Origin of the sequence: Frankia sp. ACN1ag (assembly GCF_001414035.1) — a bacterium.
Lineage (GTDB): Bacteria > Actinomycetota > Actinomycetes > Frankiales > Frankiaceae > Frankia > Frankia torreyi.
Map to the genome: position 1 here is coordinate 1 of NZ_LJPA01000018.1, position 26120 is coordinate 26120.

A 26120-nucleotide genomic window follows, 5' to 3' on the forward strand; every position below is an offset into this window, starting at 1 on the left:
TTCGAGCCTCTGGCGGACCTTCCCGGGCCGTGGGTTCGGTCCCTGACGCGCGCAGGCATCGGCGAACTGAAGCTGCCCACGTTGCCGGCCGCCGAGGGCTGACCGACCCGGTCGATCGTCGATCTTTAAAGGGGTCTCACTGATCCGTTCTCCGCGGGTCTGGACCGCTCGCTCAGGATGACTCCGGCTGCGCGGTGGGATCGGGTTCCGGCCGGTGTGAGCCCAGAGTGAGGGCGAGCGCGTGCACGTCCTGGTGCCAGCGGCGCAGTTCGGTGGCGGTCGGTGAAAGCTCGTACGGGTGGTGGTGAACCGCGCGGGACAGGGATTCCCAGAGGTACTCCGCAATGGCGAGAGGCTCGGGGCCCAGCGCGCGAAGGTAGCGGAGGCTGAGTAGCTGCGCGCGCATCGGGGTCTGCGCGACGGCCGGGCGTTCACGGGCCCACAGGTCGTCCACCGCGGATTCGAGGGCGAGCCGCAGCAGCCAGGCGCAGGCACGCGGCCACAGCCCGGCAATCTCGTCCGGACGTTCCCGCAGGAGACTGTCGGCGACGTCCAGATAGCGGAGGGTGATCATCGGAGCTCGCTGAGCTTATTGACGAGAACCTGAGCATCGCGGACCAGGGCTGTGGCATCGCCGTCGCGGGGACCGTGTCCACCGTCCTTGACGGCTTTGTAGATGTTCCCGGTCTGCCATTTCCACCTTTTGTTGATGTAGCCGAGAACCTCTGGCGCGCGTTTGGCGTCTTCGAAGATCGCGAGTGCTGCCTTCGAACCGGTGCCCTTCGTCGCCGTGATTGCGTCCTCGACCTCGTGGTGGCGATCTCCGGCGGCAAGGCGCTTTCGGCGGTAGATGTCGATGCACACGGCGTCCACGGCCGACTTGCAGAACCCGGAGACGAGCGTGGCCTTGATGTCCTCGGGCAGGTTAGGGGTGTGGGCCAGCGCATGGGCCTCATCCAGCCAGCGGCTCGCCGGGTCGAGTGTCGTTTTGATCTCGATGACGGACTGTTCCCCGCGGACGACCTCCAGCCGGCGGGCAGGAACCTCGGTTGTGCTGAACCGGCGGACCGCGTCGGCGAGCCGGTCGTCGTGGCTGAAGACGACGACCTGACGGGTCCTGGCGGTGCGTAGCAGGACGCGGGCGAGCCCGTCGACCTTCGCCGGATCCATGGACTGCACCGGGTCGTCGATGACGACGAAACGGAACGGGCTTTCCGNCACGGTGGCCCGGGGGAGGAAGAGCGCGAGCCCGAGCGCGTGCAGCTCGCCCTGGCTCATCACGCCCAGTGCCTTGCCGCCGGCTCCATCGACGGTGACGTCGAGTTCGGGTCGGCGCTGCGTGCCAGTTCCCCGTAGCTTGAGTCGGCCGATCTCGATGTTGCTCTCCTGCCGGAGGTCNGCCCAGATCTCCGCGTGTTGCGTCGCGAACGGCTCGAGCCGTTCGTCCTGCATGCGCTCCAGAAGCCTCCTGACGAAGTCCTCGGCGTTCTTGAGTTCCTTGAGCAGTGGTTGCCGGGCCCGGCTGACGCGGGCGGTGTTGACCCATTCCAGGGTTCGGCGCGCGAGTGGAGCCCATGCGGTCTCCATCGTCTCCAGCCGCGCCCGGGTCGCGGACCGCAGTGCGTCGAGGGCCGCGAGGAGATCCTGATGGCGGACGACGAGATCGTCGGCGAGCGTTCCGGAGTCACCGTCGGCACGAAGCCGCTCCCAAGCATCCCACGCTGCACGCGCCCGCGCGGCGCTGTCTGCCACGGAGCCGGTCACCCGGTCTGCGGCAAACGCCCGCGGTGGTTCCTGGACCAGGGCGAGCGCCGAGCTGCGGGCGTGGTCTAGCCGATCGTTGGCGTCGTTGGCCTCCTCGGCGATGGCGTGCAGCCGCTCGGCCTCCTCGGCAGCAGATGCGCGCCAGGCTTCGTTGAGCGTGCCGACGCGGCACAGCGGGCAGCTGCCGCCGCCGTGCTCCTCGTAGTGATCGAGCCCGATGCGTAGCAGACCTGCGACCCGGCGGGCATCAGCGGCGGGGGTTCCGGACGTGGCCTCGACGCGCGCGGCGGCGGCCCGTAGGGTCGCTGCCCGTTCGGCGACCTCGGCTGTCTCGGGTACGTCCAGCGCGATGAGGTGACCCAGCGCCGTCACCTCATCGTCAAGCTCCACCGTCCCCCCGGTGCCAGCGGGACCGGTGGTGTTCGCGGTCCGGTCGCTCGCATCGGCGGCAGCCACGCCACCCGCCGCCGCATACGCCCTGTCGAGATCCCAGCTATTGGATAGCCGCGAGGCAAGCGCGGTTGATATCACCGTCGCGCGCTCGTCAGTGGACGCGTCGAGGTCGGCTCGCAGGGCGGTCCATCCGACGCGCACCGCCTTATGCGCATTGTCGAGCTCACCGCGCGCCTGTTGCAGCAGAGTCTGGATCTGTGCCAGATCATCGAGTCGGAGCATGCGACTGATCGCGTCGAAGTTCTTGGCGTTGCCGTCTGTGATCAGGCCGGTCAGTTCCGAGTAGGCGAGAATTGGCCGGTACTCGTCAAGGGCCGCCTGCCACGGCAGCTCCGACAGCGGACGGGCGGCTTCACCGGGCAGGCGCACGGTGGTCTTCGTGGCGAGCAGGTCCGTGTCGGCCGCCTGCCAGGCCCGCACCACCTTGATCGGCCGAGGGGCGCCCTCCGCAGTCAGCTCTACCTCGATGCGAGGCGCCCCGTCGCGGTGCAGGTTGAGCCAACCGTCCTTCCAGATCTTGCCACGCCTGAGGCGATCGTTCGTTTCGGTGAGCGCCAGCTCGACGGCGTCGGCGAAACTCGACTTCCCGGAGCCGTTGCGGCCGGTGATCAGGGTGAGGCCGGGTCCGGGGCACAGGCTGAGCGTCTTCATCGGGCCGACGCCCCGGAAACCGCGGACCGAGATGGACCTCAGGTACATGCCTGGTATCTGTGCGTTGTGGGGACGAGGCCGCCGGGTTGGTTGCGGGCGCGGCGTGGTGATGCCGCCGAGCACTTTGTTCAGCGCATCGGCCCCGTCGAAGGCCGCAAACACCAGGTCGGCGACCTGTGAGGGCTCCTCTGCCTGGTCGAGCTCGTCGAACAGGCGCTCGTACAGGGCGTCTCGGATCGGATCCGTCTCCGTGTCGTCCGTCATTCCTGATTCCCTTCCCGACCCGCTCTGGTCGTTGGACAGGTACCGAAGGCCAGGTTCGGTCGACGCCGGAACAGATGCCGCCTGTTCGCTGCGTTCTGTTCGCGAGGGTCGAGGAACTGACCGATTCGTGACGAGTGCCGCCGCCGTCGAGGTCGCCCGCGGAGCGGGAAACGCGGTGTGGAGGGGCGTCGGCGTGGGTGTCCGGGCCACCCCCCGAGCGGCCCGGACGGAGATCACTGTGGCGGCGGTCGATGTCTGAAATCAAACTGTCAGCCGATAACCCGGGTTATCGGTCAGAGTCAGGAAAATTCGTATGATCATCGCTATGCTTGTCTGACGCGACCACGGATCGGGCCGTGGGCTGCACGCTGGAGCGAATGGGGGGTGAGCACATGCCGGACCTGACCGACGCGGGCACGCTGCTCATCTCTATGCCGGAGATCGCCGACCTCGCCGACGTGCGGCGCGCGGTGGTGACCACCTGGCGGCGCCGTCACGCCGACTTCCCAGCTCCCGTTGCGGGTCAAGAGCTCGACGCGAGCATCCCGATGTTCCACGCGCCGGACGTCGTGCGCTGGCTCGCCGCGAACCCAAGGCGCGGCAATCGCCAGATCGAGAACGCGGATCTGCGCCTCTACTTGCTGCGCTGCCTGGGACAGCGGCTGGGCGCCCGGACCTTCGTCGCTACAGCGAGCGCGCTGCTCTGCCTACGCCACCTCGACGACGACGAACCACTCGTCCCGATGGCGGCTGCGGCTGCGGCTCCGCCGACCGTCGGCGCGGAGAAGGACGATGACCTGCTCGCGTCGCTGCGTGTCCGGGCCGAGCGGGTGGATCCGGACGATCGGCTGCTGCTTTCCGAGGTGATGGCGCTCGGACCGCACGCGAGCTGGCTGGCCCCTGCTGTCGACGAGCTCGTCGAGGCGGCCTACAACACCCGCGACGCGTTCGGACGGCTGCTCGGCGCCCGGCACCGCTTCAACGTCCCCGAGCTGTACACCGACTCGGTGGTGCCGCGGCTGGCGCATCTGATCGCGGAGCTGTCGGGCGCTCGTGAACAGGCCCGGGAAACCGGAGTGGTGCACGTGGCCGACCCGGCTGCGGGTGCCGGTGACCTGCTGGCCGCCGTCCACGCGGTGATCGACGAGGCGGAGGACGTGAAGCTCAGCGGGGTCGAGCCCGACCGGTTCCTCGCCCGGCTGGCCCGCCGCCGCTTCACGGTCGCGGGTGTGGCCCGCCGTGACCTGGACATTCGCGCTGCCGCATCGCGCCACACGAACGCCGACGCCGTCGTCACCCGCCTGCCGTTCCGGCCGGCCGAGGAGCGTGACGCCGTGGAGGTGCTCGCCGCGGTGCGCCGGATCGCCGACGCGCTGAGCTCGCGGCAGACCGCCGTCATCCTCGGGCCGGCCGAGGCGCTGGTGGACCCGCTGCCGGTGCACCGCCCGGCGGTGCGGCGCCGCGACGAGCTGCTGACCACCGGTCTGGTCGAGGCGGTGATCCACCTACCCGGCGGGATGGTTCCGTTCCGGCCGGCCTACCGGACAGCACTGTGGGTGCTGCGCCGGGAGGAGGACGCACCGGCGCACGGTCGGGTGCTGCTGGCGGACATCTCCGACCGGGAGCTGACCGATGACATCGTCGAGACGCTCGTACTGGACGTCGCGACCTGGCGCCGCGACGGATTTCGCCCGGACGAGCATCTGCGTGTCTTCGCCTCCCAGGCGGCGATCAGCCAGTTGACGACCCGACCCGGGGAGGCGTCGGTGGCCCTGACGGCGCCGCGCCCCACCGGCGAACCGAGCCGGCGGGCCGCCCGGGCGGTCGTGCGCATCCGCGAGATCGACGACCGGATCGCCTCCCACCGTGAAGGCGCGGGGACGGGCGATGCCATGCCCGGGTTCGGCGGTCTGGTGGCCGAGCGGGAGGACCCTCGCGCCCTCCCTACCGCCTCGATCGCACGGCTGGCCCGCGCCAGCGCCCCAGGCGGCCCGCTGCTGCGGATCCTGCCGGGCGCGCGCATCGCGCCGGGCCACGTCCGCCCGATCGGAAACCACTCCGTGTTCGGCGCGCCGGAGCTCACCGGCGCGGCGCGCGTCGGCGGCCGGCGGATCGACCGGATGGTTCTCGCCGACGCCTACCCGCGGGCCGCCCTCACGCAACCCGGCGACATCATCGTCACGACCGGCCCCCGCTTCGGCGCGCACCTCGACGAGAGCGGCTACTCGATCATCGAGTTTCCCGCGCGTGGTCTGCGGCTGACGGACGCCGGGCGCGCCGTCCTCACCCCGCGGGTGCTGGCCGCGTTGCTCGTCGCTGCGGCCCCCACCGGCCGCGCCCCCGGAGCGGTCCGCGGGCCACGCCGACTGGAGGACCTGTGCATCGCCGCGTTACCCGAGCCGGTCGTGCGCCGACTCGACACCCTGCTCGCCGGCGCCGACGCCCGCCGGGCTCAGCTCCTGCACGAGCTCGACATGCTGGACGAACTGCGCCGTACCACCGTCGACGGGTTGACCGACGGCACACTGACCCTGGTCGCCGCACCGGCTCCGAGTCCCTGACTGCCGGGCTTCACGACCACTGAACCATCGCGACACCGCGACACCTTCAGATATCGAATAGCACCCGAGGAGATACATGCCCCCGCGGAAGAAGGCCGCCCCGGCCGGACCACCGACCATGGCCCAGTTGCGCGAGACGCTGTGGAAGGCGGCCGACAAGCTGCGCGGCTCGATGGATGCCGCCCAGTACAAGGACTTCGTCCTCGGCCTGATCTTCCTGAAGTACGTCTCGGACGCGTTCGTCGAGCGGCGCGAGCAGATCCGCCAGGACGTGCTCGCCGACGGGATTCCGCAGTCGCGGGTCGAGGAGTTCCTCGACGACCCCGACGAGTACTCCGGGCACGGCGTCTTCTGGGTTCCCGAGCAGGCCCGCTGGGAGTTCATCGCGACGAACGCGAAGAGCGCCGGCATCGGCGAGCTGCTGAACGCCGCGATGGACGCGGTGATGAAGAAGAACCCGCCGCTCACCGGCGTCCTCCCGCGGATCTTCAACAGTGAGAGCGTCGACCAGCGCCGCCTCGGTGAACTCGTCGACCTGCTCGGCGACGCCCGCTTCACCGGCCACCGGGCGACCCCGCAGCCGGCCTCACCCCCGGCGGGTGAGGACGGCGCGCTGTTCGCCGAGCCCGCGCCGGCCGCCCCGGCGGAGGCGGCGACCCGGTCGGCCCGGGACGTGCTGGGGGAGGTGTACGAGTACTTCCTGGAGAAGTTCGCCCGCGCCGAGGGCAAGCGCGGCGGTGAGTTCTACACCCCGGCAAGCGTGGTGAAGCTGCTCGTCGAGGTGCTGGAGCCGTACGAGGGCCGGGTGTACGACCCGTGCTGCGGGTCGGGCGGCATGTTCGTCCAGGCGGAGAAGTTCATCGCCGAGCACCGCGGGTTGACGCACAAGGACGACATCGCCGTCTACGGGCAGGAGTCGAACGAGCGGACCTGGCGGCTGGCGAAGATGAACCTCGCCATCCACGGCATCACCGGCGACCTGAGCTCCCGCTGGGATGACACGTTCCACAACGACCGGCATCCCGACCTGCGGGCCGACTTCATTCTGGCGAACCCGCCGTTCAACATGTCCGACTGGGCGCGCACCGCCGACGACCAGCGCTGGCGTTACGGAACCCCGCCGGCCGGCAACGCGAACTTCGCCTGGATGCAGCACATCATCGCCAAGCTGGGCTCCCGCGGGAGCGCCGGGGTGGTGATGGCGAACGGTTCGATGTCGTCCAAGCAGTCCGGGGAGGGCGAGATCCGCGCCGCCCTCGTCGAGGCCGACCTGGTCGCCTGCATGATCGCGCTGCCGCCGCAGTTGTTCCGCACCACCCAGATCCCCGCCTGCCTGTGGTTCTTCGCCAAGGACAAGGGCCCGATGGGCGCCCGCCGCCTCGCCGAACGCCGCGGCGAAACCCTGTTCATCGACGCCCGCAACATGGGCACGATGATCGACCGCACGGAGCGCATCCTCACCGAGGAAGACCTGGCAAAGATCGCCGGCACCTACCACGCCTGGCGAGGCTCCGCGTCGGCCCGCGAGAAGAAGCTGACCTACGAGAACGTTCCCGGCTTCTGCTGCTCGGCCACCACCGAGGAGATCCGCACCCACGACCACGTCCTCACCCCCGGCCGCTACGTCGGCGTCGCCGAGGTCGACACCTCCGGTGACGAACCGATCGCCGAAAAGATCGAGCGTATCACCAAGGAACTCTTCGCCCATTTCGAGGAATCCGCCCGCCTGGAAAAGGAAGTCCGCACCCAACTGGAGCGCCTCGATGTCTAACTCTTTCATGGAATGCAAGGAATCGGAGGTGCCGGATGGGTGGGAGGTTCGTCGACTTGAAGAAGTAATAGCATCCGGCGGCCTGGCCTACGGAATTGTTCAGCCGGGACAGGATGACCCGGGCGGTGTGCCGATGCTACGCGTTACCGACATTCGCGGGGGGCGAGTTAGGGAGGATAGTGTTATCCGGGTGTCGCCGGATGTTGATTCTGAATATGGAAGAACTCGTCTGTCGGGTGGCGAAGTGCTTCTTTCGATCGTTGGGTCCGTGGGTCGAGTCGCACTTGTGTCGCGAACTCTTGCGGGTTGGAATGTGGCGCGGGCCATCGCAGTTATTCGTCCACAGGATGTTTCGAGTGCATGGATTAGATTGTGTCTGACTTCTGAGCTTGCACAACACTGCATGGAGATGTGGCAGACCAATACTGTGCAAGCAACCCTCAATCTTCGAGACGTCCGCCGTCTCCCTATCATTCTTCCGCCTCGGCGTGATCGCGATGCAATCGTTGAGGTAATCGAGGTGCTAGATAGCAAGATTTCTGTCAATGAAGAGTTGGCGCTTATGTGTGACACGCTGCGTACGCTGTCTCTCCGGGAATTTTTCCTGACTCGTGAGGCCGCGGAGTATGCCGTGCGTCCGCTGTCATCCGTGGCAGAGTTCGTAAATGGTAGGGCGTTCACTAAGGATGCTCGTGGTGTCGGCCGTATGGTCGTCCGGATCGCGGAGATTAATTCGGGTCCCAGCTCTTCGACGATTTATAATGATATCAATGTTCCGGATCGACATCTTGTGCGACCAGGAGAAATTCTATTCTCCTGGTCGGGAACGCTGCGGGTTGCGCGCTGGTATAGATCGGAGGCGATCATCAATCAGCATATATTCAAAGTTGTTCCGTGTGTCGGTATTCCAGTATGGCTTGCTTTCGAACTGACGCTGATGAAGCTGGCGGACTTTCAGTCGATAGCGGCAGACAAGGCTACGACGATGGGTCATATTCAGCGAAAGCATCTGGATGAGCCGGTTCTCGTTCCGAGTGGCGACGAGATACCTGCGTTGGACCGGCGACTTCGTCCACTGTGGGAGAGGGCGCTGGTCGCTGAACAGGAAGCACTCACACTCGCCGAGCTGCGGGATGCGCTGTTGCCGAAGTTGATGTCGGGGGAGGTTCGAGTGCGGGACGCGGAGAAGATTGTGGAGGATGTGACGTGACTTTGGGTCGGGGGGCCATGAGCGAGGACGACTGGGAGCAGGTGGCCATCGAGACGCTGGGGGAGCTTGGGTGGCAGCCGATGAAGGGCTCCCAGCTCGGGCCGCGCAGCGGGGGCGATGGGGAACGGAAGGACTGGGCCGAGCCGATTCTCGTCGACCGGCTGCGGGAGGCGATCAGCCAGATCAATCCGGATCTGCCGGCCACCGCCGTCGACGATGCCGTCGGTGTGGTGCTCGCGTCAGAATCCCAGGACGCCATCGCGGAGAACCGGCGGTTGCACGAGTTCATGGCGCGTGGGATGCGGTCCGTCACCGTCGTCGATGAGTACGGCGCCGAGACCACTCCGACCATCTGGCTGATCGACTTCCGGGACCCGGAGATGAACGACTACGTCGTCGCCAGCCAGGTCCGGATCGACGACCGCAACCGCAACGGCATCCGCTGCGATCTCGTCCTGTACCTCAACGGCCTGCCGGTCGCCGTCGTCGAGCTGAAGAACGCCGGCTCCGAAAAGGCCGATCTGCGGGTCGCGCATCAGAAGCTGATGAACTACGTCACCGAGTGGCCGCTGGCATTCCGGGCCACCGTGCTGTTCGCCGTCTCCGACGGGGTGACCGCCCGCTACGGCACCCCGTTCACCCCGTTCAACCACTTCGCGCCGTGGAACGTCGACGAGGACGGCGAGCCGGTGCGCCCGCGGGGAAACCCCGGCGGGCAGCAGGAGTTGCCGCGCGAGGTCGACGACATCCGCTACGACGACGCGCAGACCGTGCTGCTGCACGGCCTGTTCGACCAGCGCCGGTTCCTCGACCTGCTGCGCGGCTACGTCACGTTCGCCAGCATCGGCGGCTCGGGCCTGCAGAAGCGGATCGCGAAGGCGCACCAGTACTTCGCGGTCAGCCGCGCGGTGGAGAAGACCGTCGAGGCGATTCGCAGCGACGGGAAGGCCGGCGTCGTCTGGCACACCCAGGGCTCCGGCAAGTCGATGGAGATGGAGCTCTACGCCTACCAGGCCAGCGTCGACCCGCGGCTGGCGAACCCGACGATCCTCGTGCTCACCGACCGGATCGANCTCAACGACCAGCTCTACGGGGTGTTCCAGTCCAGCCTGCTGCTGCCGGGCGAACCCGTGCAGATCGACAGCCGCGACCAGCTCCGCACGGAGCTGTCGAGCCGCGCGACCGGCGGCATCCTGTTCACCACGCTGCAGAAGTTCGGGCTGACCAAGGAGGAGCGGGAGTCGAAGTCGGCGCACCCGCTGCTCTCCAACCGGTTGAACATCATCGTCGTCGTGGACGAGGCGCACCGCAGCCATTACGACACCCTCGACGGGTTCGCCCTCCGGCTGCGCGAGGCGCTGCCGAAGGCGACCTTCCTCGCCTTCACCGGCACCCCCCTGTCGGAGGCGGACCGCGACACCCGCAAGGTGTTCGGCGACTACATCGATGTCTACGACCTCACCCGCGCCGTCGAGGACGGGGCGACCGTCCGCGTCTACCACGAGAGCCGGCTCATCCCGCTCGAGCTGCCGCCGGGCATTGATCCCGAGGCGATCGACACCCAGGCTGACGAGATCACCGCCGGGCTGGACGAGGCAGAACAGGAACGGGTGCGCCGCAACGTCGCCGTGATGAACGCGCTCTACGGCGCGCCGGCCCGGGTGCGGACCCTGGCGAATGACATCGTCAAGCACTGGGAGTCGCGATCCGTCCAGATGAGGCCGTTCATCGACAGCCCCGGCAAGGGAATGATCGTCTGCGCCACCCGGCGGATCTGCGCGGATCTGTACCGGGAGATCGTCGAGCTGCGCCCCGACTGGCACGACGACGCGGTCGACAAGGGAAAGATCAAGGTCGTCTACACGGGGAACAGCGACGACAAGGGCGAGATCTTCAAGCACGTCCGGCGGCCGTCCCAGAACAAGACGATCCAGTCCCGGGTGCGCAACGACGACGACCCGCTCGAACTGATCATCGTGCAGTCGATGCTGCTCACCGGGTTCGACGCGCCGCCGCTGCACACGATGTACCTCGACCGGCCGATGCGCGGCGCCGCGCTCATGCAGGCCATCGCCCGGGTCAACCGCACCCACCGCAACAAGCAGGACGGCCTGCTCGTCGCCTACGCCCCGGTCGCCGAGCGGCTACGGGAGGCGCTCGCCGAGTACACCTCCGCCGACCAGGCGCAGCAGCCCCTCGGCCGCGACCTCGACGAGATGATCGGCAAGGTTCGCGACCTGCACGATGTCATCGTCAAGCTCCTCGCTGACCACGACTGGCGGACGGTGCTCGCCGGCGGCAGCCGGACGGCCTACAAGCAGGCCCTGCTCGGCACCGTCGACTACCTATGTGACCCGTCCAAGCCTGGGAACACCGCGCAGGACGGCCATCTGCCGCGCCCCGCCCGGTTCCGCGACGCCGCCGCCCGCCTCGAACGGGCCTACGCGCTGTGCTCCGTCCGGGATGAGCTGGACGATCTGCGTCCCGACATCGCGTTCTTCCACGCCGTCCGGGTGTCGATGGCCAAGCTGGACGCCGAGCAGCGCCGCGCCGCCGGCCTGCCCGTCCCCGACGAGGTCGAGATCCTGCTGCGCCAGCTCACCGCCGCGACGATCGAGGCCGGCGGCGTCACCGACCTCTACGAAGCCGCCGGGATCGAGCGGCCCGACCTCTCCCACCTGGACGAGGCGTACCTGGAGCGGCTGCGGGCGTCGAAGACCCCGAACCTCGCGATCGAGGCGCTGCGGCGCGCCATCGAGCAGACCATGCGCCAGGTCACCCGGCACAACCTGGTCCGCCAGCGGAGCTTCTCCGACCGGATCGTCGAGCTGATGAACGCCTACCGCAACCAGCACCTGACCGCCGCCGAGATCCTCGCCGAGCTGGCGAAGCTGGCCAAGGAGGTGACCACCGAAAGCGACCGCGGCCGGCACTTCACGCCGCCGCTGTCCACCGACGAACTCGCGTTCTACGACGCCGTCGCGCAGAACGACTCCGCCGTCAGGGAGCTGGGGGACGACAAGCTCGCCGAGATCGCTCGCGACCTCGTCGTCCAGGTCCAGAAGTCGGCGACGACCGACTGGACGAAGCNCGAGGACGTCCGCGCGCGGATCCGCACCATCATCAAGCGCCTGCTCGCCAGGCACGGCTACCCGCCCGACGCCGCGCGGGAGGCGATCGACCTCGTCATCGCCCAGACGGAGACGTTCGCCGAGGACTGGGCCTCCGGCACCGAGCACTGACCAGAACGCGACGCTTGTGGGACCGCGGCCACATCGCTATCGGCTGTTCCTTGACCATCCTGCCCTTTCCATCGACGATGGTCGAGAATCTTTCGCGCATGTTCGAGGAGGATGGCCTCATGCGACTGACGCTGCTGGGCACGGACTCGCAGGCAGGACAGTGCCCGACGCTCTATGCGACGGACCGCGACACGTACGTCATCCAGGGGTGGACGGTGACGGACCCTGAGGCGTTGGCCGATCTGAAGGACGTGCTGGAGGGCGAGACGTTCGTCGAGGTCCCGAAGGCGTTGCTGCGGTTCGCCAAGGACGATCAGGCCGAGGTGGACCGCTGAGCCTGTTGATCGGTGCGGAGTTCGACCGGCTGTTTCGCAGCTTCGAGCACACCGCGTTCCGGTTGGAGGCGCGGGATGACTACCTGGTGTCGTACGAGGCGGAGGCGTTGCGGCAGTTCGTAGCCGGCGAGGAGGTGGATCTCGGCTGGTTCCAGGACTGGCTGGCCATGATCGGTGGTGCGACGGCCGAGGGGCGGCGGTTCACCCGAGTCCGGGTCGTCACCGTGCCGTTGAGTGACTACAGCCGGTTCGGGGTGTTCTGTTCGCAGTACACCAACGCGGCGGGCGAGGACATCCGCTACCTCCCCCGCGACCAGGCCGCCAGCCTGCCGGACTACGACTACTGGCTGTTCGACTCCCGCCTGCTCGTCCGCATGCACTTCGCCGACGACCTGACCTTCCTCGGCGGGGAGGTCATCACCGACCCTGCGATAGTGGTCCAGCACAGCTACTGGCGTGATGCCGCCTGGCACCGCGCCGTCCGACGGGATGACTTTGCCGCCGACTAGACCGACCGGTGCGACCAGCGTCGACGAGGCGCGTCGTGCTCTGGGGCTGCGGCTGCGTGAACTGCGCCAGCGGGCCGGGGTGACCGGCCGGCAGCTCGCGCAGTCCGTGTCCTGGCCCGCATCGAAGATCTCCAAGCTGGAGAACGGCCGCCAGACCCCCACCGACGAGGACATCCGCGTCTGGGCCGAGGCGACCCGGGCCGAGAGTGAGATCGACGGGCTCCTCGCCTCCCTGCACACACTGGAGTTGCAGCACGCCGAGTGGCGCCGTCAGCTCTCCTCCGGGCTGCGCCAGCATCAGGGCGAACTCGTCGATCTCGACGCTCGGACCCGGCTGTTCCGGGCCTTCGAGCCGACCGTGATCCCCGGTCTGCTCCAGACCGCGGAGTACGCCCGCGCACGGTTCGCCGAGACAGCGACGGTGTTCAAGGTGCCCGGCGGAGTCGACGACGCCGTCCGTATCCGGATGCAACGCCAGGAGATGCTGTACCGATCGGACAAGCGGTTCCATTTCGTGCTCACCGAGGCCGCCCTGCGTTACCGGCTGTGCCCGGTCGAGGCGATGATGGCGCAACTTGACCGCCTCGTGTCGCTGTCGACGCTGCGGAACGTCCGGCTGGGGATCATCGGCTTCGAGACCCGATACGTCGTCGCGCCGGCCCACGGCTTCTGGCTGCTCGACCAGGAGCGGGTCATGGTCGAGACCTTCTCCGCCGAGCTCAACCTGGCCCAGCCCCAGGAGATCGAGTTCTATGGTGGCATCTTCGAGCAGCTCGCCGCGGCCGCCAGCTACGGTGCCGCCGCCCGAGCGATCATCACCCGGGTCCTGGGCGACCTCGCCGCCGAACTCACCGAGGATGGCGCCTAGTTTCGCGTCCAGACCAGCCTTCTCCTAGTTTCGAGAAACTCCAAGAATCTTTCTATTCTTGCTCGGTTGAGACTTCTACTCTCTGAGTTGAGTTCGTCACCATCACGCCCGGCGAGTGCTGGGCGCTGTCGAACCCCATTCCCTGTGAGGAGCACGCGGCGATGACTGGTGTGGCAGAGGCGATGACGGGCCGTTTCCTGGTTCGGCCGGACGTGTTCGNCCGGCTGGTCAACCGGATAGCGGCGGAGACGGAGGTGGCGAGAGACCGCGATCTCGCCGTTCGGATCATGGATCAGGCCCTGGCCTTCTTGGGCGCCAGCGCGAAGATCCCGGATGCCGGTCTGATACCGAGCCGGCTGGTGGATATCGGCTGGCATGTGTTCGTGCTCGACACTCGGGAGTACGCGGCGTTCTGCAACCAGATCGCGGGCCGGTTCATCCATCACGTTCCTGCCGACACGACCGACATCCCTGCCCGCGATCACGACGCGCGGGACCGTACGCTGACGGCCATCACGGACGCTGGTTACCTCGTTGACCCCGACCTGTGGCCCGCGGCCACGGCGGGGGACTGGAGCTCGTGCGCGGACGAGGGAAACTGCTCCGCGTCCGGCAAGGACGGCGACGAGAACCAGGGCTCGCGGATCCCGAAATAGGGCGGAGAGGTGAACTGGCCGTGGCAGACGTGTGGGACTCGATCCCCGGCACGGTGCGGCAGACGGTCGAGCGGCATGTCGGTTCGGTCAGCTCGGTGACAGTCATCGACGACGGTCAGAACAACGACCTCGCCGCCTTGGTCAGCGGGGAGCGGCCCGTCTTCGTCAAGGGCGTCAAGGGGATCAGCCGGCGAATGCGCTGGCTTCGCAACGAGATCACGGCGGGGGCGCTCGCTGGCGGCATCGCCCCGGCCGTGCTGTTCGCCGAGGACGTCACTGCGGACGACGACTGGTTGGTCGTCGGATTCGAGTATCTGCCGGGCCGGGCCGCGGACCTCGCCCCCGGGTCCGTGGATCTGCCGGCGGTGGGGGTCACGGTGGACCGGATCGGCGCGTTGCCGGCCCCCGGGATCAGGGGCCTGCACCTGCGGTGGGAGGTGCAGGACTGGTGGAGTCGGCTAGGCGAGATCGCTCCCGACGTCGTGACCGGCTGGGATGTCGAGGATATGGACCGGTGGACCGTCCTGGCGCCGGAGGCGGTGGAGGGCGATCGGCTCGTCCACACCGATCTGCACGGCGACCAGTTCATCATCGGTGCTGACGGTGTGATCCACGTGATCGACTGGGGATGGCCGGCCGCGGGCGCCGGCTGGGTCGACACGGCATTCATGGTCATTCGGCTGATCGAAGCGGGTCACTCGCCGGCGGACGCCGAGGCGTGGGCGGCGACGCGGGCCGGCTGGCGAGTCGAGGCTGACGCGTTGACCGCTTTCGCCGCCTTCACCGCCGGTCTATGGACATACCGGTCGGTCACCGAGCACAACCGCGGCGCGCGCCGGGCGCGAGTCGCCCGCGACTACGCAGCCCGGCGGGTCGGCGTCACCGAGGCGTAGGGACGCGGTGGGCCTGGGCGCGCTTGCCTGCTCGCGCGGCCTTGGGGATGCGCAGTGTCAGCTTCGTGCGGTGCGGGAAGGTCCGCCGGGCGGGCCGAGCGCGGGCCACCAGCTCGCGGATGCGGGCGCTGACCTTGTGGGGGCGTTCCAGGATGACGGCGTGGCCGGCACCCTTCTCGACCCAGAGTTCGGCCTTGGGTAGGGCCTTGGCCAGCGTGCGGCTGTGCTCCAGGGGGGTCATCACGTCGGCGTCGCCGACGAGCAGCAGGGTGGGGACGTCGCGCAGCGCCGCGGCGGCGGCCAGCCGATCGTGGTCGAGCAGGGTGGGCAGGAAGGCACCCACCACGGGAATCGGGGTGCTCGCGATCATCTCCTCCAGGGCATCGACCACCGGCTCCGGAACCTGGGTCGAGCCGAAGCCGACCCGGCGGGTCAGCGCCCGCGACACGCCGCTGCCCCGCCAGCGGATCCGCTCCAGCAGCGACGGGGCGTGCCGCATCCCGACGGCAACCCCGGGCAGGACGCGGCGCGCCGCCGCGGTGACGGCGGCCGGCAGTCCGAACGCCAGGCGGGTCAGCTCGCCCGCGCTCGTGGACAGCAGGGCCACCGCGATGATCCGGTCGCCAAACAGCTCCGGGTGCGTCTCGGCCAGGCCGAGGACGGTCATCCCGCCCATCGAGTGGCCGATGAGCACGACCGGGCCGGTCGGCACCCGGTCGTCGAGGACCCGATGCAGGTCGTCGGCGAGCTGCGCGATGGTGCAGTGCTCGGCGTCGGACGGGTCGGACCGGCCGTGCGCGCGCTGGTCGTAGCAGACCGTGCGGCCCAGGTCGGCGAGGTCTCGGCGCTGGAAGTGCCAGGCGTCCGCGGTCATGCAGAAGCCGTGAACGAAGACCAGCGTCAGCGCGGCGCCCGGCGGCCCGACCTCGGTGACGTGCAGCCGCACCCCGTCGGACGCGGTCACCGTCGTCTCCCGCGTGGCGTGCGCATCGGCCACCGCGGACTTCGTCGCCCGCCGTGGGCGCCTTGGGCGCTGTGCCTGCTCTGAACGCCGTGCTCGGGGGCGTCGTGGGCGCCGTTTCCCGGGCGGCTCGGCCGCGCCTCGCTCGCTCTGAGCCACCAGACCCACCCTCGCCATCTCCTCGCCACCTGCTCACGCAGGTTATGCCCGTCAAAGGGTTGATTAACGGGTCATAGCCGGTAGGAGAGGAAAGCCGCCCGACCCGTGGGTCGGCCGCGAACCGGTCGGGGTGGCGCTCAGCCTTCGGTGCGCAGCCAGTGGGCGGCGTAGGCGTCGAGGTCCAGGCGCAGGCTCCCGTCGTCGTCCACGGTCCGGACGGTGCCGGCCTGCTCGCCGAGCAGCTCGACGAACCGGGTGCCCGCGCCGACCTCCNGCAGCGTGAGCGTGACGTTCGTCGGCGAGGCCGCGAAGTTGTGCAGGGTGAGGACGGCCCGTCCCTCGTGCTCCGTCCAGTGCGCCAGCACGGACGCGGTGTCGTGGTCGAGGGTCGAGCCGGCGCCCCAGGCCAGCTCGGGGCACTGCCGGTAGCGGCGGACCAGCGCGGCCACCCAGGAGAACAGCGAGGTGGGATCGTGGCGCTGGGCCGCCACGTTGACCTTGGCCGGGCCGTACTCGCCCTGCACGACGGGGGCGGGCAGGCGGTCCGACTCCGCGTCCGGGTCCACGGTCGAGAAGCCGCCGTTCGGGCCGTCGGACCACTGCATCGGGACCCGGACCGCCTCCCGGCCGGGGATGTCGAGGTTCTCGCCCATCCCGATCTCCTCGCCGTAGAAGAGCGTCGGCGTGCCGGGCAGGGCGAACAGCAGGCTGTAGACCATGCGGATGCGGGCGGGGTCGCCGTCGAGCATCGGGGGCAGGCGTCGGCGCAGACCTCGGCCGTAGAGCTGCATCTCCTCGCGCGGGCCGAAGGCGGCGAACACCTCCTGGCGCTCGCCGTCGTCGAGTTTGTCCAGGGTGAGCTCGTCGTGGTTGCGGACGAACGTCGCCCAGTGGCCGTCCTTCGGCGCGGGCGGACGGTCGCGCAGCGCCGCGAGCAGCGGTGTCGCGTCGTGGCGGGCCAGCGCCAGGTAGAGCCGCTGCATGCCGGGGAAGTCGAAGCACATTGTGAGCTCGTCGCCGTCCTCGTCACCGAAGAACCGGCGGGTGTCGTCGTAGGGGAGGTTGACCTCGCCGAGCAGGATCACCTCCCCGTCGCGGCGGGAGATGAAGGCGCGCAGATCGCGCAGGTACTCGTGCGGGTCGGGTAGTTCCGCCGCGTCGGGGGCGCCGTCGGTCTCCAGCAGGAACGGCACCGCGTCCACCCGGAAACCGGACAGGCCGAGCTCGATCCAGAAGCCCATGATCCGCGCGATCTCGTCGCGTACCGCGGGGTTCGCCACGTCCAGGTCGGGCTGGTGCTTGTAGAAACGGTGCAGGTAGTACTGACCGGCGGCGTCGTCGTACTGCCAGACGCTGTCCTCCTGATCGGGGAAGACGACGTCGGACGGGCCGTCGGCCGGGGGTTCGTCCCGCCAGACGTAGTAGCTGCGGTACGGGGAATCCCGGCTGCTGCGGGCGCTGACGAACCAGGGGTGCTGGTCGGAGGTGTGGTTGACGACCAGGTCGGCGATGACCCGGATGCCCCGGTCGCGGGCCACCAGGAGGAACTCCACCAGGTCGCCGTGGGTGCCCAGCCGGGGGTCGACGCCGTAGAAGTCGGTGATGTCGTAGCCGTCGTCCCGGTCGGGCGACGGGTAGAAGGGCATCAGCCAGATGCAGGTGACCCCGAGTTCGTGCAGGTAGTCGACCCGTTGGGTGAGACCGCGGAAGTCGCCGCAGCCGTCGCCGTTGCCGTCGGCGAAGGTCTCCACGTCCAGGCAGTAGATGACGGCGTTCTTCCACCACAGGTCGGCGGTCCGGCTCAGTCGCATCGTCGCCCGCCTCAGCCTTCGTCGTGGTGCGGTGCGGGCAGCACCCGGGCGGCGAAGGCGTCGATGAACTCGTCCTGCGGCCTGGCCGAGGGAAATCCGGCCTGCCGCGCCGCTGTGACAGCCTCCAGCAGGCCGCTCGGTGAGATCTGCTCGGGGGACGATGGGATGCCGTAGAAGGTCATTTCGCGGTGTTGCCCCGCGCCCGGCGGACTATCCCCTTTGGTGCGGTCTTATCGATGATCTGCAGGACCATCAGCTAGACGATAGGCGCCGTCAGTTCGCCGGTCCGGGTCAGTGGGTGGCCTGCGGGGCGCTCACTGTCGTGCTTGCGGGACGCTGTCGCCGCCACTATCATCTAGATGATAGGAGGGTGGGCGGCCACCAGCGTGGCGGGCCACGTCAGCGGTCGCCGTGCCGATCGTTCGTCGCTGCGGGCGGCTGTCTGCCTGGGTCACCAGACCGTTCCGAGCGCCGCGCCGACGGGCATGCTCCGGCCGCGGAAGACGTGTCGGGGCCCGACCGGCCCGACCCGGCGAACGGGGTTCCCATGTCCCTACCGGCCACGTCTGGAGCGTTGTGACAAACGAAGAGGTTCGCACGCGGGTGGGGGTCGCCGACCTGCTGGCCAAGTACCAGTTTCTCGCCGACTCGGGCAAGATCCGGCAGTTGTCCCAGCTGTTCACCGCCGATGCCGTGTTCGAGAACAACACCGGACGGCACCGCGGGCCGGCCGGCGTCCTGGAGTTCTTCCGTGACACCAAGGACAGTTTCATCGCGGCCGACCTCATGCCGGCCCGCCACTACCTCGGCTCGATCTACGTCGATCCCCGTCCCGACGGTGGAGCCTCGACCTACGCCTGCTTCCAGTTCGTCGGGACCCGCGGCCTGGACCACTGGGGGACCTACCGCGACGAGATCGTCGAGTCCGCCGGCACCTGGCTGTTCGCCGGCCGCAAGGCCATCGTCGAAGGCTGCGTGCCGGACTCGCCCGTGGTAGCCCTCCTCGGTCTGGCCCCGGCCGGGGCCCGTTCATGAGCGCACCCACCGAAAACCCGGGAAACGGAGTGAGAGAATGACCGCCGCCACGCCGATCGACTTCTCGGTCTATGATGCCGACCAGCATTACTACGAAGTTGCCGACAGCTTCACTCGGCACCTGGATCCGAGGTATTCATACGCGTTTCGCTGGGTCACGGACAAGAATGACGGCCGCACCCAGTTGTTAGTCGGCGACAAAGTCTTCAGGATGATCTCCAATCCCACCTTCGACCCGGTGGGAAAGCCCGGCGCACTCGCGGCCTACTTCCGCGGCGAGAACACCGAGGGCCAGAGCTTCAAGAAGATGATGGGGCGGATGGAACCGATCCGTCCCGAGTACACCCGTCGAGCCGAGCGTGCCGTCGTCATGGCGGACCAGGGGGTGGCGGGCGCATTTCTGCTGCCGACGCTCGCGCTTGGTCTCGAGGAACTGCTCACCGACAACCCCCCGGCGCTGTTCGCCGTCCTCCACGCGCTCAACTCGTGGATCGACGAGGAGTGGGGCTTCGCCCGCGACAAAGTGATCATCGCTCCGCCGGTCCTGAGCCTCATGGACCCCCATCTCGCCGAGGAGGAGCTTCGCTGGGTGATCGAACGCGGGACCAGGGCGATCGTGCTCCGTCCTGCCCCGGTCGTGGGTCCGTACGGAAACCGGTCGCCCGCGGATCCGGTGCACGACCGCTTCTGGTCGATGTGTGAGGACGCGGACGTGGCGGTCGCCTTCCACGCGGCCGACTCGGGGTACGCCGGACACGTGCGGGCCTGGGGCGAGCGCGTCCAGTTCGCCAGCGAAAGCACCTCGGCGCTGGCCGAGGTCCTGTCGGTGCACATTGAGCGCCCCATCACCGAGACGATCGCCGCCGCGATCTGCCACGGCCTGTTCGACCGGCATCCGCGCCTGCGCTTCGCCTCCATCGAGCTGGGCTCCGGCTGGGTGCCCGAACTGCTTCGGCGGCTCCGCCAGTCCTACCGCAAGATTCCGTACGCCTTCGGTGCGGACCCGGTGGAGACGTTCCACGAGCACGTCTATGTCGCGCCGTTCCAGGAGGACAACCTGACCGTTCTCCTGGATCACATGCGCGTGGATCGCGTCCTGTTCGGTTCGGACTGGCCGCATCCCGAGGGTTTCGCTCGGCCCACGGACTTCATCGCGGACATCGCCGAGCTGAGTTCGGTGGACAAGAAGAAGCTGATGTCCGACAACTTCCGTAGCCTGATCACGCTGCCCTGAACGGGCGGGACGGCCGCCATCCACCCCAGCCCCTGCCGGTCGGCATCGGGGGTGTGCCGGGAAAGAGCGCCGACTTACGGCGAGGGCGATTCCGGAACATCGGAGGTATCGGGTACGTCAGGGGGATTGGCCGGCTCGTCGGTTCCGTCGCGCCGTGGGCTGATCGGTGGCCACTGCGGGCGGAGCCCCGGCAGGCCGGACAAACTCACGCGCGGCGGGCCGTCGGGCGCCGGCTGGCGCCGCGTGGCGTTGGCCGGGGAGGTGGTGGTGGCTCGGCGCGCGACCGCCGGACGCCGCTGCACCGTCGAACGCCGCTCCGCGGGCGCCCGCCCGCCGGCCGAATCGACCGGGTCTGCCTGCGTGCCCGCACCCGCCGCGGGCGGCTCGGAGGTGATGTCCGCATCGGGCAGATATCCCATGCGCTCGAGCTCGTCGGTGTTCCAGCCGACGTCGAGCGCGGCCTGATACTGAGCCTCGTACGCGAGCGCGGCCTGGTNGGCGCTCTCTCGAGCGGCCTCGACGAGATCGTGTCCCTGCCGGACCGCGGCCTGCACCGCCTCCTCGGCCTGGGCCTGCGCCCGTTCCACAGCAGCGATCGCATCGGTGCGGAGAAGAGCCGCGACGCCGAGTTCGCCGATGGTGGCGATGCGGTTGCTTTTCATGAACTCCGCGAGCGCCGCCTCCATGGNCGCCCGTCGAGCGTGGCTCTCCGTCATCGCTGCGCCGCCTTCGCCGTCGAGCCGTACGCACGCTGCCGCCTGCCCTGCCCTGCCCTGGCCTGACCTGACCTGGCCTGGCCTGGCCGGAGGCGCTCAGGTCAAGGGTAGCAAGGGCCTCCTGGCCGCCCTGGCTCGCGAGATTCGGCCCTGGGCCGCGAGATGCGACCGCTGGGCGCGCTATTATCTAGACGATGTGGATCTAAGCGTAAGATGATTAGGTGATGGGATGCCCGCTATAACCAGCGCTCGAGGCTATGGGGCATCGGCCCGTGCCGTGTACCGGGATCGCGCCCCGAAGATGTCGGAGCTCATTGCGGCGCATCTTCGTCACCAGATCGTCAGCGGTGAGCTGCGCGCCGGTGACACGCTCCCGGCGGAAAACGAGCTCCTGACGCACTTCGACGTTTCTCGTCCGACCCTGCGTGAGGCGTTCCGGATCCTCGAGGCGGAGTCCCTGCTGATCGTGCGGCGCGGCAACCGCGGCGGCGCGGAGGTGACGGTGCCCGACCTGTCGGTCGCCGCGCGCCATGTCGGCGTGCTGCTGCAACTGAGCGGGACCACCATCGAGGACGTGCACGAGGCCCGGGCCGTGCTTGAGCCCGCGGCCGCGCGGATGCTCGCCCTGCGACGAACCGATCAGGATCTCGCCGATCTCCGCGACTGCATCGAGAATCTGCGCGCGGCCACCGAGGAACACACCGACCCCTTCGTCTGGTTCGAGACCGGCTACGTCTTCCACGACCTGGTCGTCGAACGGGCGGGTAACCGGACCCTGGCGATCGAGGCCGGAATCCTCCGTGAGGTCATCACGACCCATGTCGCCGCGGCCATCTCGCGTACCTCCGAGGAGCCACAGACCCGCCAGGCGTTCCGGAAGACCATCCGTGCCTACACCCGCCTCGTCTCCCTCATCGAGGCGCGCGACGCGCCCGGAGCGGAGGAGTACTGGCGCAAGCACATGGAGGTGTCCGCCCGGATCCTGCTGCGTGACGCGCGGGCCAGGATGGTTGTCGACCTGTTCGACTGAGCGTCCGCGACCCGCGCCGGTGCACCCGAGTCGGGGCGCGGCGGGCGAAGGTGTCGGACCCCGGTCGTAGCCTCCCCGTGAGCGAGGGAGGACCGATGACACGGCAGGACAGCGGCGCGGTGGCGCCAGCCGCCGCGGATTTCGAGTGGGTCTGGCGGGTGCCGGACGGGCAGGTCGCGTCCGGGCGGATCCCCGGCTACGTCGGCGCGCTGCGGATCGGTGGGCGGGTCGAGGTGCGTGCAGGTGGGCGGATGGCGCTCGGGTCGGCGAGCGCGCCGATGGCGGCGGACACGCGCTTCCGGCTCGCCTCGCTGACCAAGCTGACTTCGGGGGTGCTCGCGCTCGGCCTCGAGCACGACGGGCTGTTCGGCCTCGACGATCCGGTGGCCCGCTGGCTGCCGGAGGCGGCGGCCCCGCGGGTGCTGGTGGCCCCGGACGCGCCGCTCGACCGCACCGTCGAGGCGTGCCGGCCGATCACCGTCCGGCACCTGCTGACCCTGACCTGCGGCTGGGGCGCGGTGCTGGCGCAGACCCCGCTACAGGCGGAGATGCTGCGCCGGGGGGTCTTCCCTGGGCCGCTGACGCCGCGGATGTCCGTCGACGAGTTCGTCGCCAGGGTCACCGGGCTGCCGCTGGCGTTCCAGCCGGGCGAGGGCTGGCTGTACGACACCGGCATCGACCTGCTCGGCGTGCTGCTCGCCCGCTGCGCCGGGCGCCCGCTGTCCGAGCTGGTCGCCGAGCGGATCACCGGCCCGCTCGCCATGGCGTCCACCGGGTTCTGGGAGCCGGACCCGAGCCGGCTCGCGACGGCCTACCGGCCCGGGCCCGACGGGCTTGAGGTGCTGGACGCCGCCGACGGCGAGTTCGCCCGCCCGCCCGCCTTCGAGGAGCTCAGCTCCGGGCTGGTGTCCACCGCGCCCGATGTCCTGCGGTTCCTGTGCGCGCTCGCGGACGGCGGCGGCCCGCTGCTGCCGGCCGGCGCGGTGGCGCGGATGACCGCCGACGCGCTGACCGGCGCCCAGCGCGACCAGGCCCGGCCGATCGTCGGTCCCGGCGGGTCGTGGGGCCTGGGTACCGGCCTGGACGTCGAGTCCGCCGAGCCGTGGATGGCCCCCGGGCGCTGGGGCTGGGACGGCGGGACGGGAACCACCGGCCACGTCGACCCGACCCGCGACACCGTCGGCGTCCTGCTCACCCAGCGGGCGATGACCGGCCCCCTGGACGGCTTCGGTGAGTTCTGGACGGCGGTCGCCGCCACCCGATGACGCCGGCGGGCGGGTCGCTTCGTGCAGCAGGACGGCGGCCTCCAGCGCGGCCAGAACCAGTCTCACCGAGCCGGGGAGCGGGAGGAACGGTACCAGGACAGTCAGCAGCCGGACAAGACGGTGCACCCGTCTTCCACGGGTCGGCTGGCCGCTCGTGATCCGGGTCCACCCGATTCTTGTGAACAATGGTCTGGTCATGGCACCTCCGGCGGGAATAGGCAGTCCCTTTACGGGTCCTCCGATTGGTATCACCGGGGGTGATTGGCGGAATGTGCGTTGCGTGGTTGTGAGCGTGCAGGCCGATGCGCCACAGATTTTTGCGCGAGCGGCGCACAATCGGTGGCGGACTGATTCCCGGGTCGCCGTCGGTCGGTCTATGATCTGCCCAGTCCGTGAGATGTGCGGCGAGCGCGTCCGGCGGAAATGCGGGGGGTGGCCGTGGCCAGACAGCATCCGGCCAGGTGCGGGCGGGACATCCGGGCGCGGCTGGCGAAGGCAGGCGTGGGCGTGCCGGAGACGGCCGACGCCGTTCATCGTCATTGCGGGGTGAGCCGGTTGCGGGCATACCGGCTGGCCTACGGCTGGACGCAGCAGGAACTCGTGCGGCGGATCCGCGAGCACGAGACCGAGGCAGGGCGCAGCGATCCGCCGCTCGGGCATCAGCGGATATCGAGATGGGAACGCGGTGAACGGCCGTCACCCCGGTATCTCGATGCGCTGTGCGCCGTGCTGCGCACGCGCCCGGATCGGCTCGGTTTCGGATTGGACGGCTCCGCCCACGACATCGTCCCCGCCCCGGCCGGATCGTTCTGGGCGGATTCGATCGTGCCGGCTCAGGTCCGGTACGGGCATGCCGCGGGGCCTGACGCGCCGCCACCGGCCGTGGGAGCCACCGGTCCGGAAGCGCCGTGGTCCGCCGTTCCGCTTTCCGATCCCGCCGGGTCGGCGGCGGCCGTGCTGGCGCGTGCGGGGGAGCTTCGGGACACCCTGGACCGGTCGCTGTGGGTCGAGGTACCGGCCGAGCAGGTCGACCGTCTCGACGAGATGGTGCGTGACCAGGGATTCCGGTACCGCGTGGAGCCGGTGATCGGGATGATCGGTGACCTGTCCGTCGACCTGGCCGAGGTCGGCCGGCTGGTGGGCCGGCGCCAGCCGCTTTACCAGCAGCGCAGGCTGCGCGGCGTCGCCGCGAAGCTGGCCGGCATCACCGCCCTGTCGTTCTCCGACCTGGGGCACCGGGCCGAGATGCGCGGCTGGTTCGAGACGGCGTACCGCAACGCGAGCGAGCACGGCGCCGCGGAGCTGCTCGCCTGGGTGGTGGCGAAACGGGCCAAGTCCGAGCTGGAGAACGGCGCGTCCGCCCAGCTCGTGCTCACGATCGCCGCGCGGGCGGAGGCGCTCGCCGGCCGCACTCCGAGCGCCGGAAAGCTGATCGCCGTCACGATGCAGGCCCGGGCGTTGGGCGTGCAGAAAAAGCTGCCCGACGTCCTGCGGCGAGCCCGGCAGGCGCTGGACCTGTTCGACCGACTCGACCCGGAGGCCACCAGCAGCAGCGTGCTCGCGATGAGCGAACAGCAGCTCCACCTCTACCTAGCCNATGCGCTGCTCGCCGCCGGCGACTGGCGCCGCAGCCTGCCGCACTTCGATCGTGCGGTGCGCCTGTTCCCGCCGGGTGAGCCACGCGACCCGGTGCTCACCCGGATCAACCAGGCCGGAGCGCTGATCCTCGGCGCGCAGGTCGACACCGGCTGCGAGCAGATCATCCGGGAACTGACCGGAATCGCCGACCATTGGCGCAGCCCGCTCGTGTTGCGCTGGGCCGTCGACGGGTTACGGCGCGTGCCCGAGCGGTATCGCGGCCAGTCCGCCGTCCGCGAGCTGCGGGACCTGATCGCGACCCTCACGCCGATCGGGTCGATGGGGCCGATGGGACCAGGGGCGGCGATCGAGTTGTGAGCTCGGCGTCCCGCTGGAGCTCGCCGGCTAGCCGACCGACCGGGCGCTGTCCGAGCTGCGCGCGGCGGGGCTGTGCCGCTCTCTGGATAAGGACCGGTCGGCGGTCGCGGTGCGGGCGTACCACTCCTGGCGGGTCATCGTGTAGACGTTGCTGGCCAGCCACGGGCCGACGTCGGCGATCCCGCGGAAGGTCATCCCGAGCCGGTGGGCGATCGCGTTCATGCCGGCGTTGTCCCGGTGCGTCGAGGTGATCAGCTCGTCCACCGTGAGCCGTTCGAAGCCGAATTCCAGCGATGCCCGGACCGCCTCCGTACCGAGCCCCTGACCCCAGTGGTCCCGGCGGATGGACACGGCGACCTCGATCCCCGGCCAACCGTCCGCGAAATAGGCCCCGGCCCGGCCGAGGAACTCCCCGCTGCCCCGTTCCTCGACCGCCCACATGCCGTAACCGTGGATCGTCCACATGCCGATGAGGTGGGTGACGAGACGTTCCGTGCCGGCCAACCCGAACGGGCCGCCGAGATAACGCATCGTCTCCGGGTCNGCGTTCATCGCGGCGTACGGGTGCAGATCCTCGGGCCGCCAGCCGCGCAGGATCAACCGGGAGGTGATGACAGTCGGTATCTCGAATCGGGTGGGCAGTCCGTATGTCAACGTCATGTAAATGATGGTCCGCTGACAGACACCGGTCGGGAAGCACCCGGTGCGACCGATTCACCGCGCCCTGTCGCTGACCTTGTCCGGTATGGGCTGGATTGGTNTTGGCGGGTGGTCGA

General features: G+C 69.2%; 19 protein-coding genes and 5 pseudogenes. 16 read left to right on the forward strand and 8 right to left on the reverse strand.

Annotated features, from left to right (window positions below; translation table 11 throughout):
- Nucleotides 1-172 precede the first annotated feature (172 nt).
- Nucleotides 173-574, reverse strand: a complete 402-nt coding sequence (locus UK82_RS17290; RefSeq protein ID WP_055408158.1) for a hypothetical protein — start codon at nucleotides 572-574, stop codon at nucleotides 173-175.
- A gap of 825 nt (nucleotides 575-1399) precedes the next feature.
- Nucleotides 1400-3132: pseudogene (locus UK82_RS42835) on the reverse strand (AAA family ATPase); the annotation flags it as partial.
- A gap of 127 nt (nucleotides 3133-3259) precedes the next feature.
- Here UK82_RS42835 and UK82_RS41540 point away from each other — a divergent pair.
- The 11 genes and pseudogenes from UK82_RS41540 to UK82_RS17340 all read left to right on the forward strand — a co-directional run bounded on the left by UK82_RS41540 (nucleotide 3260) and on the right by UK82_RS17340 (nucleotide 15177).
- The gene (locus tag UK82_RS41540; protein ID WP_255354313.1) at nucleotides 3260-3391 is read left to right on the forward strand and encodes a hypothetical protein; all 132 of its coding nucleotides are present in this window, start codon (nucleotides 3260-3262) and stop codon (nucleotides 3389-3391) included.
- Between the two features lie 133 nt (nucleotides 3392-3524).
- Nucleotides 3525-5693: a hypothetical protein gene (locus UK82_RS17300; RefSeq protein WP_161849128.1), complete on the forward strand. Its 2169-nt coding sequence runs from the start codon at nucleotides 3525-3527 to the stop codon at nucleotides 5691-5693.
- 76 nt (nucleotides 5694-5769) lie between these two features.
- Nucleotides 5770-7464 (forward strand): class I SAM-dependent DNA methyltransferase, encoded by a 1695-nt coding sequence (locus UK82_RS17305; protein WP_055408164.1) that lies wholly within the window; start codon nucleotides 5770-5772, stop codon nucleotides 7462-7464.
- Nucleotides 7465-7492: 28 nt separating this feature from the next.
- Nucleotides 7493-8674: a restriction endonuclease subunit S gene (locus tag UK82_RS31610; RefSeq protein ID WP_236706051.1), complete on the forward strand. Its 1182-nt coding sequence runs from the start codon at nucleotides 7493-7495 to the stop codon at nucleotides 8672-8674.
- Between the two features lie 17 nt (nucleotides 8675-8691).
- Nucleotides 8692-9746: type I restriction endonuclease (locus UK82_RS38335; protein ID WP_255354318.1), on the forward strand; the 1055-nt coding region annotated here is incomplete at its 3' end.
- Between the two features lies 1 nt (nucleotide 9747).
- A pseudogene (locus UK82_RS38340) lies at nucleotides 9748-11764 on the forward strand (type I restriction endonuclease subunit R); the annotation flags it as partial.
- A gap of 1 nt (nucleotide 11765) precedes the next feature.
- Nucleotides 11766-11916, forward strand: a pseudogene (locus UK82_RS38345) (type I restriction enzyme endonuclease domain-containing protein); the annotation flags it as partial.
- A gap of 119 nt (nucleotides 11917-12035) precedes the next feature.
- Nucleotides 12036-12251, forward strand: coding sequence for a hypothetical protein (locus UK82_RS17320; RefSeq protein WP_055408244.1), 216 nt, complete (start codon nucleotides 12036-12038; stop codon nucleotides 12249-12251).
- A 5-nt stretch (nucleotides 12252-12256) separates the two neighbouring features.
- Nucleotides 12257-12760 carry a DUF6879 family protein gene (locus tag UK82_RS17325; RefSeq protein WP_236706052.1) on the forward strand — a complete coding sequence of 168 codons (504 nt, stop codon included), beginning with the start codon at nucleotides 12257-12259 and terminating at the stop codon, nucleotides 12758-12760.
- Entirely contained in the window at nucleotides 12747-13628 is an 882-nt protein-coding gene (locus tag UK82_RS17330) for a helix-turn-helix transcriptional regulator (protein ID WP_236706053.1), read from the forward strand. The genes UK82_RS17325 and UK82_RS17330 overlap by 14 nt, the downstream gene beginning before the upstream one ends.
- Nucleotides 13629-14304: 676 nt before the next feature.
- Nucleotides 14305-15177, forward strand: coding sequence for a hypothetical protein (locus UK82_RS17340; RefSeq protein ID WP_236706054.1), 873 nt, complete (start codon nucleotides 14305-14307; stop codon nucleotides 15175-15177).
- On the opposite strand, the gene UK82_RS17345 is transcribed toward UK82_RS17340, so the two are convergent.
- From UK82_RS17345 to UK82_RS34095, 4 genes and pseudogenes are all read right to left on the reverse strand, one after another.
- A complete protein-coding gene (locus tag UK82_RS17345) occupies nucleotides 15164-16174 on the reverse strand; it encodes an alpha/beta fold hydrolase (protein ID WP_055408173.1) in 1011 nt (336 codons plus the stop codon). The genes UK82_RS17340 and UK82_RS17345 overlap by 14 nt on opposite strands.
- Nucleotides 16175-16434: 260 nt before the next feature.
- Nucleotides 16435-16570: hypothetical protein (locus UK82_RS42840; protein ID WP_396230582.1), on the reverse strand; the 136-nt coding region annotated here is incomplete at its 5' end.
- Between the two features lies 1 nt (nucleotide 16571).
- A pseudogene (locus UK82_RS17350) lies at nucleotides 16572-18108 on the reverse strand (alpha-amylase family protein); the annotation flags it as partial.
- A gap of 11 nt (nucleotides 18109-18119) precedes the next feature.
- Nucleotides 18120-18290: a hypothetical protein gene (locus tag UK82_RS34095; RefSeq protein WP_157867010.1), complete on the reverse strand. Its 171-nt coding sequence runs from the start codon at nucleotides 18288-18290 to the stop codon at nucleotides 18120-18122.
- A gap of 394 nt (nucleotides 18291-18684) precedes the next feature.
- Here UK82_RS34095 and UK82_RS17355 point away from each other — a divergent pair, with 394 nt between their 5' ends.
- From UK82_RS17355 to UK82_RS17380, 5 genes are all read left to right on the forward strand, one after another.
- Nucleotides 18685-19143: a nuclear transport factor 2 family protein gene (locus tag UK82_RS17355; protein ID WP_044888159.1), complete on the forward strand. Its 459-nt coding sequence runs from the start codon at nucleotides 18685-18687 to the stop codon at nucleotides 19141-19143.
- A gap of 37 nt (nucleotides 19144-19180) precedes the next feature.
- Nucleotides 19181-20377 carry an amidohydrolase family protein gene (locus UK82_RS17360; RefSeq protein WP_055408177.1) on the forward strand — a complete coding sequence of 399 codons (1197 nt, stop codon included), beginning with the start codon at nucleotides 19181-19183 and terminating at the stop codon, nucleotides 20375-20377.
- Between the two features lie 1017 nt (nucleotides 20378-21394).
- Nucleotides 21395-22123, forward strand: a complete 729-nt coding sequence (locus UK82_RS17370) for a FadR/GntR family transcriptional regulator (RefSeq protein WP_236706056.1) — start codon at nucleotides 21395-21397, stop codon at nucleotides 22121-22123.
- Nucleotides 22124-22218: 95 nt separating this feature from the next.
- Entirely contained in the window at nucleotides 22219-23388 is a 1170-nt protein-coding gene (locus tag UK82_RS17375; protein ID WP_052681532.1) for a serine hydrolase, read from the forward strand.
- Between the two features lie 438 nt (nucleotides 23389-23826).
- The coding region (locus UK82_RS17380; protein ID WP_236706057.1) for a helix-turn-helix transcriptional regulator at nucleotides 23827-24984 on the forward strand (1158 nt) is incomplete at its 3' end.
- A gap of 387 nt (nucleotides 24985-25371) precedes the next feature.
- On the opposite strand, the gene UK82_RS17385 is transcribed toward UK82_RS17380, so the two are convergent.
- Both UK82_RS17385 and UK82_RS38350 read right to left on the reverse strand, forming a co-directional pair.
- Nucleotides 25372-25887 (reverse strand): GNAT family N-acetyltransferase (locus UK82_RS17385; protein ID WP_236706058.1); only part of this gene is annotated, 516 nt, incomplete at its 5' end.
- A 1-nt stretch (nucleotide 25888) separates the two neighbouring features.
- Nucleotides 25889-26004 (reverse strand): annotated as a pseudogene (locus tag UK82_RS38350) (GNAT family N-acetyltransferase); the annotation flags it as partial.
- Nucleotides 26005-26120 lie beyond the last annotated feature (116 nt).

Bases quoted from the DNA above. Each gene is read 5' to 3' on its own strand.
- UK82_RS17290 (WP_055408158.1), bottom strand. From the start codon at position 574: ATGATCACCCTCCGCTATCTGGACGTCGCCGACAGTCTCCTGCGGGAA.
- UK82_RS17300 (WP_161849128.1), top strand. From the start codon at position 3,525: ATGCCGGACCTGACCGACGCGGGCACGCTGCTCATCTCTATGCCGGAG.
- UK82_RS17305 (WP_055408164.1), top strand. From the start codon at position 5,770: ATGCCCCCGCGGAAGAAGGCCGCCCCGGCCGGACCACCGACCATGGCC.
- UK82_RS17320 (WP_055408244.1), top strand. From the start codon at position 12,036: ATGCGACTGACGCTGCTGGGCACGGACTCGCAGGCAGGACAGTGCCCG.
- UK82_RS34095 (WP_157867010.1), bottom strand. From the start codon at position 18,290: ATGACCTTCTACGGCATCCCATCGTCCCCCGAGCAGATCTCACCGAGC.
- UK82_RS17360 (WP_055408177.1), top strand. From the start codon at position 19,181: ATGACCGCCGCCACGCCGATCGACTTCTCGGTCTATGATGCCGACCAG.
- UK82_RS17370 (WP_236706056.1), top strand. From the start codon at position 21,395: ATGTCGGAGCTCATTGCGGCGCATCTTCGTCACCAGATCGTCAGCGGT.
- UK82_RS17375 (WP_052681532.1), top strand. From the start codon at position 22,219: ATGACACGGCAGGACAGCGGCGCGGTGGCGCCAGCCGCCGCGGATTTC.